This window comes from Streptococcus sanguinis (genome assembly GCA_013378335.1).
Taxonomy (GTDB): Bacteria; Bacillota; Bacilli; order Lactobacillales; family Streptococcaceae; genus Streptococcus; species Streptococcus sanguinis_I.
Genome location: CP040556.1, coordinates 331,296 through 345,687 on the forward strand (window position 1 = coordinate 331,296; position 14,392 = coordinate 345,687).

The 14,392-nt window shown below is 42.5% G+C and carries 20 protein-coding genes and 1 pseudogene; 14 read left to right on the top strand and 7 right to left on the bottom strand.

Annotated features, from left to right (window positions below):
* The first annotated feature begins 85 nt into the window (after nucleotides 1–85).
* From cysE to FFV08_01855, 8 genes and pseudogenes are all read left to right on the top strand, one after another.
* Nucleotides 86–703, top strand: coding sequence for a serine O-acetyltransferase (gene cysE / locus FFV08_01820; protein QLB51524.1), 618 nt, complete (start codon nucleotides 86–88; stop codon nucleotides 701–703).
* Nucleotides 704–752: 49 nt separating this feature from the next.
* Nucleotides 753–953: a bacteriocin gene (locus tag FFV08_01825; protein ID QLB51525.1), complete on the top strand. Its 201-nt coding sequence runs from the start codon at nucleotides 753–755 to the stop codon at nucleotides 951–953.
* Nucleotides 954–966: 13 nt separating this feature from the next.
* On the top strand, nucleotides 967–1,731 hold the full coding sequence (locus tag FFV08_01830) for a phosphorylase (GenBank protein ID QLB51526.1): 765 nt from the start codon (nucleotides 967–969) through the stop codon (nucleotides 1,729–1,731).
* Nucleotides 1,732–1,739: 8 nt separating this feature from the next.
* Entirely contained in the window at nucleotides 1,740–2,261 is a 522-nt protein-coding gene (locus tag FFV08_01835) for a dihydrofolate reductase (GenBank protein ID QLB51527.1), read from the top strand.
* Between the two features lie 17 nt (nucleotides 2,262–2,278).
* Nucleotides 2,279–3,622 carry a cysteine--tRNA ligase gene (locus FFV08_01840; protein QLB51528.1) on the top strand — a complete coding sequence of 448 codons (1,344 nt, stop codon included), beginning with the start codon at nucleotides 2,279–2,281 and terminating at the stop codon, nucleotides 3,620–3,622.
* Nucleotides 3,615–4,007, top strand: coding sequence for a Mini-ribonuclease 3 (locus FFV08_01845; GenBank protein QLB51529.1), 393 nt, complete (start codon nucleotides 3,615–3,617; stop codon nucleotides 4,005–4,007). Before FFV08_01840 ends, FFV08_01845 begins: the two co-directional genes overlap by 8 nt.
* 19 nt (nucleotides 4,008–4,026) lie before the next feature.
* Nucleotides 4,027–4,457: pseudogene (locus FFV08_01850) on the top strand (hypothetical protein).
* 286 nt (nucleotides 4,458–4,743) lie between these two features.
* A complete protein-coding gene (locus tag FFV08_01855) occupies nucleotides 4,744–5,166 on the top strand; it encodes a hypothetical protein (GenBank protein QLB53259.1) in 423 nt (140 codons plus the stop codon).
* Between the two features lie 124 nt (nucleotides 5,167–5,290).
* On the opposite strand, the gene FFV08_01860 is transcribed toward FFV08_01855, so the two are convergent.
* Nucleotides 5,291–6,247, bottom strand: coding sequence for an aromatic acid exporter family protein (locus FFV08_01860; protein ID QLB51530.1), 957 nt, complete (start codon nucleotides 6,245–6,247; stop codon nucleotides 5,291–5,293).
* Between the two features lie 154 nt (nucleotides 6,248–6,401).
* Between FFV08_01860 and rlmB the strand changes: the two genes are divergently transcribed.
* The 5 genes from rlmB (at nucleotide 6,402) to rpsI (ending at nucleotide 9,540) form a co-directional block, all read left to right on the top strand.
* Complete coding sequence (gene rlmB, locus FFV08_01865; protein ID QLB51531.1) at nucleotides 6,402–7,130, top strand: 23S rRNA (guanosine(2251)-2'-O)-methyltransferase RlmB; 729 nt, start codon at nucleotides 6,402–6,404, stop codon at nucleotides 7,128–7,130.
* The gene (locus FFV08_01870) at nucleotides 7,127–7,648 is read left to right on the top strand and encodes an NYN domain-containing protein (GenBank protein QLB51532.1); all 522 of its coding nucleotides are present in this window, start codon (nucleotides 7,127–7,129) and stop codon (nucleotides 7,646–7,648) included. Before rlmB ends, FFV08_01870 begins: the two co-directional genes overlap by 4 nt.
* On the top strand, nucleotides 7,638–8,501 hold the full coding sequence (locus tag FFV08_01875) for a DegV family protein (protein QLB51533.1): 864 nt from the start codon (nucleotides 7,638–7,640) through the stop codon (nucleotides 8,499–8,501). The genes FFV08_01870 and FFV08_01875 overlap by 11 nt, the downstream gene beginning before the upstream one ends.
* Before the next feature lie 180 nt (nucleotides 8,502–8,681).
* Nucleotides 8,682–9,128 (top strand): 50S ribosomal protein L13, encoded by a 447-nt coding sequence (rplM, locus tag FFV08_01880; GenBank protein ID QLB51534.1) that lies wholly within the window; start codon nucleotides 8,682–8,684, stop codon nucleotides 9,126–9,128.
* A gap of 19 nt (nucleotides 9,129–9,147) precedes the next feature.
* The gene (rpsI, locus tag FFV08_01885) at nucleotides 9,148–9,540 is read left to right on the top strand and encodes a 30S ribosomal protein S9 (protein ID QLB51535.1); all 393 of its coding nucleotides are present in this window, start codon (nucleotides 9,148–9,150) and stop codon (nucleotides 9,538–9,540) included.
* A 56-nt stretch (nucleotides 9,541–9,596) separates the two neighbouring features.
* Here the strand turns inward: rpsI and FFV08_01890 are convergent, their stop codons facing one another.
* From FFV08_01890 to FFV08_01915, 6 genes are all read right to left on the bottom strand, one after another.
* Entirely contained in the window at nucleotides 9,597–10,643 is a 1,047-nt protein-coding gene (locus tag FFV08_01890; GenBank protein ID QLB51536.1) for a site-specific integrase, read from the bottom strand.
* A gap of 90 nt (nucleotides 10,644–10,733) precedes the next feature.
* Nucleotides 10,734–10,913, bottom strand: a complete 180-nt coding sequence (locus FFV08_01895; GenBank protein ID QLB51537.1) for a helix-turn-helix domain-containing protein — start codon at nucleotides 10,911–10,913, stop codon at nucleotides 10,734–10,736.
* A 50-nt stretch (nucleotides 10,914–10,963) separates the two neighbouring features.
* Entirely contained in the window at nucleotides 10,964–11,593 is a 630-nt protein-coding gene (locus FFV08_01900; protein ID QLB51538.1) for a Replication protein RepB, read from the bottom strand.
* 339 nt (nucleotides 11,594–11,932) lie between these two features.
* A complete protein-coding gene (locus FFV08_01905) occupies nucleotides 11,933–12,655 on the bottom strand; it encodes a hypothetical protein (protein ID QLB51539.1) in 723 nt (240 codons plus the stop codon).
* 1 nt (nucleotide 12,656) lies between these two features.
* Nucleotides 12,657–13,211 (bottom strand): hypothetical protein, encoded by a 555-nt coding sequence (locus FFV08_01910; protein ID QLB51540.1) that lies wholly within the window; start codon nucleotides 13,209–13,211, stop codon nucleotides 12,657–12,659.
* Nucleotides 13,212–13,221: 10 nt separating this feature from the next.
* Nucleotides 13,222–13,602 (bottom strand): hypothetical protein, encoded by a 381-nt coding sequence (locus tag FFV08_01915; GenBank protein ID QLB51541.1) that lies wholly within the window; start codon nucleotides 13,600–13,602, stop codon nucleotides 13,222–13,224.
* Between the two features lie 292 nt (nucleotides 13,603–13,894).
* On the opposite strand from FFV08_01915, the gene FFV08_01920 reads away from it, so the two are divergent.
* Entirely contained in the window at nucleotides 13,895–14,386 is a 492-nt protein-coding gene (locus tag FFV08_01920) for a hypothetical protein (protein ID QLB51542.1), read from the top strand.
* Nucleotides 14,387–14,392 lie beyond the last annotated feature (6 nt).

The window sequence follows — 14,392 nt, forward strand, 5'->3', positions numbered from 1 at the left end:
CGTTCATCCCTGTGACCTTATCAGAAATCGGCAGAGGCGAGCCTAGTTCTCGTCTCTCCTTGTTTAGAGAAGGAAGGAGGCTAGCATGGGTTGGTGGAAGGAATCTATTGATATTGTAAAGGAAAATGACCCGGCGGCACGAACGTCGCTGGAAGTCTTACTAACCTATCCGGGCATCAAAGCTTTGGCGGCCCACCGCCTCTCGCATTTTTTGTGGCGGCACGGCTTTAAGCTGCTGGCGCGCATGCACAGTCAATTCTGGCGTTTCTGGACCCAGATTGAGATTCACCCTGGCGCTCAGATTGAGTCGGGTGTCTTCATCGACCATGGCAGTGGTCTGGTGATTGGAGAGACAGCCATTGTGGAGAAAGGGGCCATGCTTTACCACGGCGTGACTCTTGGCGGCACGGGCAAGGATACAGGCAAACGCCACCCGACCGTCCGTCGAGGTGCCTTGGTCTCTGCCCATGCCCAAGTCATTGGACCGATTGAGATTGGAGAAAAAGCCAAGGTCGGAGCCGGTGCAGTAGTTGTAGCTGATGTTCCAAGTGATGTGACGGTGGTCGGAGTTCCAGCCAAGATTGTCCGTGTTCACGGTAAGAAAGACGAGCCAACCATTCACGAGGTAGAGGAGAAACGGGAATACTATCTAGACAAGCTAGAGCATGCCCGTGAAGCCAGCCACCATTCATCAAGTCTTTAGAAAAGGTTGGCAAAGCTATCGAAGTAAAATATGACAGGAGGAACCGACGATGTCAGATTTATCAGATGATATTTTAAACCAGGCAGTCCTTGAACTGAAAGAAGGTTTGGACGGTCCTGCCAAGGAGCGTTTTACCAAACTGCCACCTAGCCACCAGCGAGAATGGGCTCATTATATCAGTGAAGCCAAAAAAGATGAGACCAAACTGCGCCGTCTAAATAAAATGAAGGCGGATTTGCTGGAGCCTTAAAGAAAGAGAAGTTATGCTATTAGAGGAATTTGAAGATGTAGCAGCGGTTATTGAGCCTACTGAAAAGCCAGTTCATGACAAGGGTGAGGTGTGCGAAACCATTATCCTGTCCTTTAATGGAGAAATTCTGAAACGTTTGATTGAGTCAGAAGCAGTCTATCCAGGAGGCTATTTGAAAAGCATAAACGGACAGCATCCATGGTATATTTACCGCCAAGGCCCTAGCAAGCTAGCAGTTATGTTGGCTCCGATTGGGGCTCCCATGATAGTCGGCCAGCTGGAGGAGTTAGCGGCCAGAGGCTTCAAGAATTTCATCATTCTAGGTTCCTGTGGCGTTTTGGATCGCTCAATTGAGGCGGATAAGATTATCCTGCCTGCAACCGCTTTGCGAGATGAAGGAACTAGCTATCACTATGCCCCACCGGGTGACGAAGTAGCCTATGACGAGTCTCTGCTGATCGAGCTGGAAGCTATCTTTGACAAGCACAATATCGAGCATATCCGCACCAAGTCTTGGACGACTGATGCCTTTTATCGAGAAACGCCTGATAAGGTCAAGCGTCGCTTGGCTGCTGGAGCCAAAGTGGTGGACATGGAAGCTTCAGCTATCATGGCTTGGAGTCAATTTCGCAAGAGTAAAGTCTATCAGTTCTTCTACACAGCTGACTATGTGGATCATCATAACCGAACCTGGGATGCCCGCCATGAAGAGCGGACAGCTGATGCCATGACTTTTTTCACTATCGCTTTGACAATAGCAAAGGAACTAGAAAGGTAACTACAAGAATGGCAGTATATTTTTACGGCTGTATCACCATGGATGGCTACTTGGCAGACAGCCAGCACAGGATAGACTGGCTGCATCAGCTTGGTTCTGTAGAGGATACAGGCTATGATGACTTTTACAGGCAAATGGATATCACCATCATGGGCAAGCGGACCTTTGAGGAAATCCAAGATTTGCAAGATGTAGAAAGTTTTTATCAAGCTACGGAAAACTATGTCTTTACGCATGATAGGCACCTGCCTGTCAGCAATTACCAGCCAGTAGCTGGGGATGTGGTGGACTTTGTTCACCAGATTGACAAAGGCAAAAATGTCTTTGTGATTGGTGGTAATTCCTTGGTAGGACCGCTCTTGGATGCGGATCTTTTCGACCACCTCATTATTCAGATAGCGCCCCTTATCCTAGGAAAGGGGGTTCCCCTCTTTACCCAAGAGGAAGGGCAGCGCTTTTACCAACTGGATGGCCTCAGACAATTTGGCCCTTTTGCAGAGCTGGTTTTCAGCCGAAAAAGTCAGAAATAGAGAAGGGAGTGGACCGCATGATTAAAATTTACGACACCATGACCCGCAGCCTACGTGAATTTGTGCCCATCGAAGAGGGCAAGGTTCGCATGTATGTCTGCGGTCCGACGGTTTATAACTATATCCATGTCGGCAATGCCCGCTCAACAGTAGCTTTTGACACGGTTCGTCGCTATTTTGAGTATCGGGGATTTGAGATCAATTATATTTCCAATTTTACAGATGTGGATGATAAGATTATCAACCGCGCCAAGGAAGAAGGCATCACACCTCAGGAGGTCGCGGACAAGTACATCGCTGCCTTTCGTGCTGACGTTGAGCAGCTAGGTGTCAAGCCCGCTACCCAACATCCGCGTGTGATTGACTTTATGGAGGCGATCATTGACTTTGTTCAGACTTTGGTGGATAAAGGCTACGCCTATGAGTCAGAGGGTGATGTCTACTTCCGAGTGGAAAAGTCGCACAATTATGCCAAACTAGCTAACAAAACCTTGGCAGACTTGGAGTTAGGCGCTTCTGGTCGGACAGATGAAGAGACTGCTCGTAAGGAAAATCCAGTTGACTTTGCTCTCTGGAAGGCGGCTAAGCCGGGTGAGATTTCCTGGGACAGTCCTTGGGGAGCAGGTCGTCCGGGCTGGCACATTGAGTGTTCGGTCATGTCAACGGAGATTTTGGGTGATACCATTGACATCCACGGTGGAGGAGCGGACTTAGAATTTCCTCACCACACCAATGAAATCGCTCAGTCAGAGGCCAAGACTGGTCAGACTTTTGCCAACTATTGGATGCACAATGGCTTTGTCAACATCGACGACGTCAAGATGTCCAAATCTCTAGGCAATTTCATTACTGTTCACGATGCCCTCAAGACCATTGATGGTCAGGTGCTGCGTTTCTTCTTTGCTACCCAGCATTATCGTAAGCCGATTAATTTCACAGAAAAAGCGGTTCATGATGCAGCGACTAATCTCAAATATTTGAAGAATACCTATGAGCAGCCTTTCACTGGTCAGGCAGATTCTGCTCAGCTTCAGGTCTTTCTAGACAAGTTCACCGCTGCTATGGACGAAGATTTCAATGCGGCTAACGGTATTACGGTTGTTTTTGAGCTAGCCAAGTGGATCAACTCTGGCAACTACACAGCTCAAGTCAAGGAAGCCTTTGCCAAGCTCTTAGAAGTTTTTGGTATCGTCTTTGTAGAAGAAGTCTTGGACGCGGACATTGAGCGCTTGATTGAGGAACGCCAAGAAGCGCGTGCTAATCGGGACTTTGCGACTGCAGACCGTATTCGGGATGAATTGGCCGCTCAGGGCATCAAGCTTTTGGATACTAAGGACGGAGTGAGGTGGACACGTGACTGATGTCAACCTGATTAACGGCATTGCTCTCGCCTTTGAGGGAGATGCTGTCTACTCCATGTATATCCGGCGTCACCTGATTTTTCAAGGTCTGACCAAGCCAAATCAGCTGCACAGGGAAGCAACCAAGTACGTTTCTGCCAAGGCTCAGGCCAATCTTATCTCTCTTATGCTGGAAGAAGGGATTCTGACGGAGAAGGAAGAGGATATCTACAAGCGCGGCCGCAATGCCAACAGCCACACCAAGGCTAAGAATACGGATATTGTGACTTATCGCATGTCTACTGGCTTTGAGGCGGTCATGGGCTACCTGCATATGACCGAATCCATTGAGCGACTGGAAGAGTTGGTTGACTGGTGTATTCGGAAGATAGAGACTTCATTCTGATTCTGAAAGGAAGTAGTTTATGAGTGATTTCTTACAATTTGATAATTTTAATTTAAGTTGGCTATTGTTCAGGAGTTGATGTATGAACAAAACGTGCTTGAGCCACGATTTGACGTTTACAGTTTTTGTGAATCTGAGAAATTATCTATAGATCCAGAAGACTTCGATGAAACACCAATTCCTGAAGTAGAGGCTTATTTCGAACGGTTGGAAATACCTAAAGAGTATGCGCAGAATGTGGAAAGCCTCTTCTTTGATGGAGGTAATGATATCTATGCGCAATTAATCCCTTTATGGGATGGTGAAGATGATCAATTTGATTTGGAAAATGTGACTGAAAAGGAGCTATCGCAGTTTTCGAATTTAAAAACCATTGACGGAACAATCTTTCCATTTTCTAAAGAAGTACGTGATTTATTTGAATCCAAAGGAATTGATATCGAAGAGTAATATTATTGAATAAAGGAATCTTATGAAAAAATTTATATTGTTTGCAGTCTGCTTGTTTAGTCTGATGACGCTTAGCGCCTGTATGTTTGTCCCTCTTTTCAGACGAAGTGGGAGTACTTCGTCTTCATCTAGCTCTAGCTACTCCAGAAAACAGAGCTCATCTTCCAAAAAAGAATACTCTGATGACGACTATGACTACAGCTCATCTAGTTCGTCTTCTGCAATTGAAGATGATCCATATACTCTCTTTAATGATTTTGGTCAATCTTTGGACGCCCTTACTGATATGCAAGATATTGATAAGTGGGAAGAATTTAAATCCATCAATCTCATTTATTTTGAAGAGGAGTCTGATCGGGTTGCTACTAAAAAGGATGAAGTACGTGCTAAGCTGGGGCAGCCAACTTCAGAGCTCAGTAGTGGAGGTGACCTGTGGAAGTCGGATAATTATACTATCCTTATTGGTTATGATGAAAATTCTGTTGTTATGAATAAGCTTATTACATTCACTTCCTCTAAGCAGGTGGAAAGTTTAAGCGGTATTTCCAAAGGAATGTCAGCCCAAGATGTTGTCAAAAAACTAGGGAAACCACGTGGACTGGATGTGACAGGTATGTTCACTCGCTTCGTTTGGGCGGACGAGGATGATAAGGACTATTACGTCTATTTTAAGGGAAACAAGGTCTATGACATTGTGGAACCTAATTAAAAAGACATCAGTTATATAGCCGATGTCATGAAATGAAAACTTGTTGTTTTAATACCGAGATAAAGATGATTAAAAGTCTTTATCTCTTTTTTAGTTTTAGTACTTTATTTGCCAAACAAAGCCGCTAGTCTTCTTTATATTTTTCGTAAAATTCTACCTTCATCCTAATAAAGGTTTCCAAGTCTCGCAGGAGCTGCAGGAGCATGGCGCGGGTTTCAAATTCCTGGTGGGTCTTAGGGAGTGGCCGCTGGCGAAATACGGTCAAATAGTTGTCAATCTCGTCCAAGAGGTCTCGGGCGGGATTTTTTTGGCTCAGTTGCTTAGCGGTTTGGGAGAAGAGGCTGGCTAAAATCAAGCTTTCACTAGCTGCTAGATGGCAGTTATTGATATTGCTAGCCATGTCTTGCAAGATGCTGTTTTGGGCCTGCCGCATTTCGAAATAGTGGATATGGTAATTGGTCTGGTAAAAGAGGCGGTTTGAGTGATCCAGATAGACCAGCTGCAAGGCTTGCTGCAGAATCTTATCCAGCTCCTTGATCAGAGCTGCGTCATTTCGTCCGTCTCCAGATTTTAAGAAATATTCAAAGCGCAGGAGAATCTTTTTCAGCTGTTCTTCCACTTGCTCGTGGTAGCTGTCAATCTCTTGCTGGCGCGAGGGCATATAGAGATTGGCTAGGAGTGCAAAGCCGGTTCCAATAAGGAATAGAGCTAGCCCATTTCCAAGCAGAGACCAGGAAGTGGATTTTTCTAAGAGAAGATGGGTGACGAGGACGGTGCTGGGGGCAATGCCGATTTCCCAGCCAAGCCGAAAGGCCAGAGGCACATAGATCGCGATATAGATGGCCAATGCTCCGAGATGAAAACCTAGGAAGTGAAAGGCCAGACTTCCGATAGCCAGAGCCAGCAGGGTAGATAAAAAGCGAATGCCAGCTAGCTTTACAGTGCTGCGGCGGGTATCGGTTACGCTGAGAATGGCAATAATTCCGGCTGAAGTTGAGTAGGCCAGACCTAAAAAGTCAGCTAGCCAAGCAGCGAGACAGGTAGCTAGTACCAGCTTGATGGTGCGTTGGAGAATAGACATGAGTAAGAGTTCCTTTTTTAGACTTCTTTCTATTATTATAGCATGACTGGCGGGGAATTTTAAGGCCTGCTGATTACTTTTTATCAGAGCAGAATTCTGTCTCGCCCGAGTAAATCCTGCCGCCATTTTTTCGCCTTTGTGTTATACTAGTCCTATGGAAAAAAACGATATTGTCTACGGTGTGCATGCGGTGACAGAGGCTCTCGCAGCCAACACTGGAAATAAACTCTACATTCAAGACGACCTGCGTGGTAAAAAGGTTGATAAAATCAAAGATTTAGCAGCGGAAAAGAAGGTTTCCATATCTTGGACGCCTAAGAAGACCTTGCAGGAAATGACTGACGGAGCTGTTCACCAAGGCTTTGTCCTGCGGGTGGCGGAGTTCGCCTATACTGACTTCGAGGTGCTGTTGAAAAAAGCAGAGCAGGAAGACAATCCGCTCTTGCTGATTTTGGACGGGCTGACTGACCCGCACAATCTGGGTTCTATCTTGCGGACGGCTGACGCGACCAATGTGGCTGGAGTCATCATTCCCAAGCACCGGGCAGTCGGTGTGACACCAGTTGTGGCCAAGACCTCAACGGGTGCCATTGAGCATATTCCCATTGCCCGTGTGACCAATCTCAGCCAGACACTAGACAAGCTCAAGGAAGCTGGTTTCTGGATTTTCGGTACGGATATGCAGGGGACACCTTCTCATAAGTGGAATACAGCAGGCAAGCTGGCCCTCATCATCGGCAATGAAGGCAAGGGAATCTCCAGCAATATCAAAAAGCAGGTGGACGAGATGATTTCCATTCCTATGAATGGGCATGTCCAGAGCCTCAATGCCAGTGTCGCAGCGGCTATTCTCATGTATGAAGTCTTTCGCAATCGCCTATGAAAAGAAAAATCTTACTGGTGGACGGCTACAATATGACGGCCTTTTGGCGGGAGACTCGTCCTTACTTTAACCGCGGAGAGTTAGATGCTGCACGAACGATTCTGCTCCAGAAACTCAGCAATTATGCCAGCTTTGAAGGACTGGAAGTTATCTGCGTCTTTGATGCCCAGTATATGCCGGGAGTGCGGCAGACCTATGAAGAGTATAATGTGACAGTCGTTTTCACCGAGGAGGAGGAAACGGCGGATGACTATATCGAGCGCTTGGCAGCTGAGCTCAACACACCCAAAAATCAGGTGTCGGTGGCGACCAGCGATCTCAATGAGCAGTGGACTGTCTTCGCCCAAGGGGCTTTGAGAGTGTCCGCTAGGGAGCTAGAGAAGCGAGTGGCTGTTACCAAATCAGACCTCAATAAACTGAGCGGACAAATCAATCTGCAAAGACCGCCCTTGCGACCGATGGACAGCCAATCTTTGCGCGATTTACAAAAAATGATGGAGAAAAAAGATGACCTTTAAAATTTTAACCGATTCAACAGCAGACTTGCCAGAAAACTGGACTCAGGAAAATGATGTGCAGGTCCTAGGCCTGACCATTCAGCTAGATGGCCAAACTTATGAGACAGTTGGTGCAGGCAAGCTGACCAGCCAAGAACTTCTGGATAAGATGGAGTCCGGCAGCAAGCCAACTACCAGCCAGATCAATGTCGGCCAGTTTGAAGACGTCTTTCGCGGCTATGCCAAGGAAGGGACGCCAGTTCTCTATGTAGCCTTTGCTTCGGCCCTATCGGGTACTTATCAGAGTGCTGTCATGGCAAGAGAGATAGTCTTGGAAGATTTTCCAGATGCTCTGATTCGTATCATTGATACCAAGGCGGCTTCTATGGGTGAAGGACTTTTAGTCATGAAGGCGGCAGAAGCTAGAGCGGCTGGCCAGACCTTGGAGCAGACAGCAGACTTGATTGAGAGCTTGGTGCCTAAGGTCAAGACCTATTTTCTGGTTGATGACCTCAATCACCTCATGCGGGGCGGTCGTATTTCCAAGACTGCTGCGCTTATGGGGAGCCTGGTCAATATCAAGCCGATTATCGCTGTCAAGGGAGATGGAACTCTGGACTCTGTCGCTAAGGTTCGCGGCAAGAAAAAGGCGCAGGCCGAAGTGGTCCGCATGACTCTAGAAGGAGTTGCTGATCCGCGGGTGGTCATCGCCTATGCAGGTGCCAAAGAGGTTGCTGAGAGTCTAAAAGCCCAGCTGCTGGAAAGCGACCAAGTGGAGGAAGTTCTCCTCATGCCTCTTGGACCTGTCATTTCTACCCATACTGGTCCTGGAACTTTGGGACTCTTTAGTATTGCTCAAGACATTCAAGACTAAGAAAACATGAAATCGCTATTTCATAAATAATTGCTTCAAATCTATTGCTTTTGCCTACTATTTTTGATATGATAGTAGGCGGTATTGTTTACCCCATTTGTAAGGCCCCGGAACCTTTCAAATAACTCGCGGACCGGAACATCCGCCCTGTAAACAAAAACGATATTCATAGGAGAAATCATGAACAAAACAACATACATGGCTAAGCCAGGTGAAGTTGAACGCAAATGGTATGTAGTGGACGCTACTGATGTCCCTCTTGGACGCCTTTCTGCTGTTGTAGCAAGCGTACTTCGCGGAAAAAACAAACCAACCTTTACACCACACACTGACACAGGTGACTTCGTAATCGTTATCAACGCTGAAAAAGTAAAACTGACTGGTAAAAAAGCGACTGATAAGATCTACTACACTCACTCTATGTACCCAGGTGGATTGAAACAAATCTCAGCAGGTGAGCTTCGCTCTAAGAACGCTGTTCGTTTGATTGAAAAATCAGTTAAAGGTATGCTTCCGCACAATACTCTTGGCCGCGCTCAAGGTATGAAGCTGAAAGTATTTGTAGGCGCTGAGCACACTCACGCTGCACAACAACCAGAAGTTCTTGATATTTCAGGACTTATCTAAGGAAAGGAACAAATAAGCTATGTCACAAGCACAATATGCAGGTACTGGACGTCGTAAAAACGCTGTTGCACGCGTTCGCCTTGTTCCAGGAACTGGTAAAATCACTGTAAACAAAAAAGATGTTGAAGAGTACATCCCACACGCTGACCTTCGTTTGGTTATCAACCAACCATTCGCAGTTACTTCAACAGTTGGTCAATACGACGTTTTCGTAAACGTTGATGGTGGTGGCTACGCTGGTCAATCAGGCGCTATCCGTCACGGTATCGCTCGTGCCCTTCTTCAAGTAGACCCAGACTTCCGCGATTCATTGAAACGCGCAGGACTTCTTACTCGTGATGCCCGTATGGTAGAACGTAAGAAACCAGGTCTTAAGAAAGCTCGTAAAGCATCACAATTCTCAAAACGTTAATCAAAACCTTATTATATCAATGCTTACAGGCACTTTCGGGTGTCAGTTGGTGTTAATCATAGTGATAAGTCGTTTAAGAGACTTAAAGCATCGGCATCTTGCTGGTGTTTTTTTTCTGGCATTAATTCAAGATAATATTGTTGAGTTGTCAAAATTGAATTGTGCCCTAAACGTCTTGAAATATAATCAAGACTAATATCTTTTGAAAATAGAAAAGAAGCATGAGTATCACGTAAGCCGTGAAAAGTTGTTTTGGTTAGGTCAAGTTGCTTTAGTAAGCGTTGGAGTTGTCTGGCTTGCCTAAATCCATTCCAGTCGAAGATATAATCTTTTTTTGTGTATGCAAGTTTGGTTATGGCTCCATGTATGTCTTTATTGATTGAAATCTCACGTTTGGAGTATTTAGTTTTGAGTTGAGTGTCATCATTTGTAGGACTAATAGAACGTTTTATTTTAACACCATACTCAAAAATATCCTCTTTCCTGATTCCTAAGAGTTCTCCACGTCTGGCACCTGTTTCAAGAGCAAGTGCGACAAGAATATTAAATTCATCTTCCGTATGGTTCAGGCAATATTGCCTGAGTTTTTTGAACTCTGTAATAGAGAGTGGGATATTTCGTTTAGGTTGTTCCTGCCCCTTTGCTTTCAGAAGATGACCGAAGTCATTACTAATTAAACCACGAGCATAAGCATATTTCAGCGAGCCACGAATTTTTAGGACAAGTTCTTTTACCGTCTTTTTAGAATGGTTTTCAGCATATTGGTCAATTTTCTTCTGCATGATAAGGTCATCAAGATGTTTAAGCTGAATGCTATCAAAAAGATTATCGACAACTACGAGCGTTCGCTTGTAGTTGATAAAGGTAGCTTCACGTACATCATTTTTCTTAACCGTATGAACCCAATTTCGATAAAAATCGGTAAACAAGGTAGAGCGTTCAGCGATATTTTTTCCACGCCCTTTTTCAAGCTCCATTTCTAATGTCCATAGTTCAGCATCTTTTTTGTTATTGAATGTTTTAGTTTCTCTTTTATATTGCCCTTTCTTGTAGAGTGATACAGTTGCACGGAAAGAGTTTCCACGTTTTGTTATTGTTGCCATTTTATCAGCCTTTCTAGAAAAAATGATTGATAAAATAGACTAGTCATATATAGGATATATGAAAACTCTCTTTTTATCAATCATTGGCGACTATACACAGTGACTTTCAATGAATTTCAACAGTTTAGAACGGAGATAGCGTTCTTGTTTCCCAACCATGAAACATTGAAAATCTGGATGGCTACGAATATATTTATCGAAAGATTTTGGGTCAATCCCCAATAATTCGGATGCTTGTTGCCGTGTTAAGAGTAGTGGATATTGTGTCATAATATTTCTCCAATGATATATGTTATAATGGAGTTATCAAAAGATATCCATTATATCTTTTGTGCTTCCTCGTCAGAATTGCTCGCTAAAGTATCTTCTGATGAGGTTTTTTTGTTGTTTTGGGGATTATAACGTCTAGAATCTAAGAATTTTGTAAAAAAGTAGGTTCGTTCAATTATTAATCCCAGTAGTGAAATATCTTTATTTCTAGCGTAGTGAACTAAGTCTTCAAACTCGGTAAAATTATTATCGGTAATGACATCGATAACAGTTTCTAAAAATAAATTTGAATTTTGCTCAATCAGGAACTTATCAAGTTCGAATCCACAACCTGATTCAATATCCTCTATATTGTATAAAGTTTTTTCTGGGTTGTCTGTATGTATGAAATAATCGTACATACCTTTCGGTGACATGACAACTTCAACATGGGAAGGTGTTTTGAGTTTCTCAGTAAGAAGCTCTGATACTTGGGTATAACTTTTTAGCGATTCAAAAAATAGGACTCCGTGCTTGTGCACTTTTTTAAATTCCCCAGTTTCCCTGTTAATGTCCTTATCGTGCCAAGGACTAAGAACAAATGGAATGTGTAACTCTTCGAGAATGTCTAAATAATTTTTTGGAGCACTTTCTTGATAGATGAGAAAAGCCCATTTATTAGAACGTTTATCTTTTGGCATATTGTCTTCTTCCTATGATTATTGATTATTGATTATTGATTTATTGGGGGTCGTAGTAACCCCAATAAATCTTCTCTTTGGGCTTTGCCCAAACCCAGCCTCTCCTGCCCGATGATATCCCATCGAACCGAGAAAGCTTGCCAATTCAACAAGGGACGGGGTAGTATTTTTTGGCGCTTCACTTCTTGCCTTCGGCATCGTTGCGCTTAAAAAATCTCCACCCCTCAAGCCCTTGCGAATAGGCATTTTTCTGCTGGTAATGTCGTGCCGACGCTAAACCGATGATGAAACTTCAAAATAAGCTTACTGTCGCACCAAACAAGTGTAGCAGAAAAAGCGCTAACTATATCTTGATAATAGCTCTTGCATCCGTTGACTTAACCGTTCTTCGTCTTTTACTTGAATTGTCCGAAACATCTTGACAGATTCGCCCTCCAGTTGGAAATAACCATATCCTCGCGGTTTTACGACGACTTCGGTTTTTTCCATATCTGGGAATAGAAGCTGCCTGTTATTCGTAGACATGAGAAAACTAGTTGACAATGAAATTATACAGTTGAAATTATACCGACCTGGCAAATCAGACATCAAGAAACGTTGACTAGATAAAATGATTCGCAAGCCTAAACTTCTTCCAAGACTGTTCATCATCAACATTTTTGATAAAACATCTTTATGTTTCTTCTTATCTGTTTGCTCAATATAAGCGAGGAAAGCTTGCCATTCATCAAAAATCAAGTAAAGATTATGGGAGTTTTCTTCCTGCTTACTCAGTCTAGCTTCAAATCGTTGGTAGACTATTTCAAAAAGTTCTATACAGTCAAAGCCTCTTGCGACATGATTGCTGGTCATTGAAAACATTTCTTCATCTGCTTTGAAGTCCAAAAAGTAAGCTTCAGCATCTATATCGTGAAATGAAATGAGACCTAGGAGTCTTCTTAAAAAAGTAGATTTCCCAGAACCAGAGGGGCCCGCGATTAACCAAGCAAAAAATCGGTTTATATCAACAGATACAGAGATTGGATGACCTCTGTTGTTGACCTCAAAAATGTTTTTTATCATGCTAGAAGTCCTCTTCTTTTTGAGTTTTTTGCATTAGTATCATCTCATTAGCTGATACTAAACGAATCTTGATAGCGAGAAATGGCTCACGCATAGAGCGACTAACCACACAATCTGTTAAACTGTTAGACATGAATTTAACCGCTTGTCTAACCTTAGTCTCAAAATTCCAAAGTAATTCATTGGTGATTTCTGTTTCGATATGAACGAAATATAATCCTTGATTGAGGTCTGGAAACTCAACTCCTTGTACGAACTGTAAAGTAGAAACAGGTAAATCTGTGACACCTTGTTCAGTTAGCCAATGGTAAACTGTTGTAAATAAAGGATTGGTCGGAACTTGTTTTCTTTGTTTGTAGCTTGCCCACATTGTAGGGAAAATTTCTCCGTCAGTTAACACAAACAGAAGCATTAATATTACTCCGATGATTGGAACAATCCAAAGTAGAAATTTAATTAATAGAATTATTGCAACTATACTAGTTAGGACAATAGCAAGCTGATAGTACCATTTCAGAGAATTGATTTTTTGTATAATTTGCCTAATTTGTTTCATGAGCAACCTCTTAAATCACTGAAATACTAGATAGTTCGAGAACAAGTGATAGACCAATAGGTTGCTTATACTTGTCAAAGACAAAAGCAACTTCATACTCTGTAAAGGTGAGTTCTTTACCGATTAAAGGAGTTAAATCTTCTCCTTTGTATCCTCTTAATTTAACCTTGAATGTTGGGCAATGTTCTTCCTGACCAATGCTTTCGAACTTTTCGCGCAACTCGGAGTCAACAGCTGTTAAATTAGCATACAAGAATTCACTTTCTTTTCCTTCATTTATCACACCAGTTGAAAACTCTATTGGTGTGATGGTATCTGGTACAGAAGTTTCTTTAGCAATAGCTTCTACGAGTTTTCTAGGACTCTCGTAAAGTCCGATTTTTAGTTTCATATAAAACCTTCCTAATATAAATAGGAACCAACACAAGTATAATAGATTGACTGTCTGTTGATGAAATCGTCTGTGACAGTAACAGTGATAATTTTATGAACTGAAAATCAGTCCTTTCGATTGCTCGGTTTGATGTCGTGAGCTGGACAAACTTAGCTTGTTTTCATAATACATCTACTTTCGTTTTAGATTGAACATTTTGTTAAAATATTCTATACTTAAATTCAAACATAAAAAGAAACGAGTGTAACGACACTTTTTATTAAAAAAATGTCATTGACAAGGAGAAATTATGATTGAGCATGAATCGTTAGTAATTGAATCATTTAAAGATGAGATTGTTAGTCAATATATAAAAAAGAATTTTGTTGAAATTCTTAATAAACAATTCAACAAAGATAATCTGAATCCTGAAGATTTTATTGGAAAATATTTTAATTATGATGATTTTAACGTAAAAAAACTAGAGAGATGGAGAAAAGGAGAAACTAAGAAACTTAAAGAGAGATTTATTAAAGATTTTCGTGAAATGCCAGAATTAGAAAAAATGTTTCTATCAGACTTTTATTGTAAATTTTATAATGAGCAAGTTTTAAATCAAGAGAGATATTTTCAGTTGAAAATGGGACAACATTTATCGGCGCTTGGCTTAGTAACTATTGTTTCAAATGCTGTTGATGATTTATATCTTCATCAAAAATCTAAAAATACTAGTATCAGAGATAAAATTGAGATGTTAAAAAAAGCATTGGATAATGCTTACATGGAATACTATCGAATATAGAAGGAG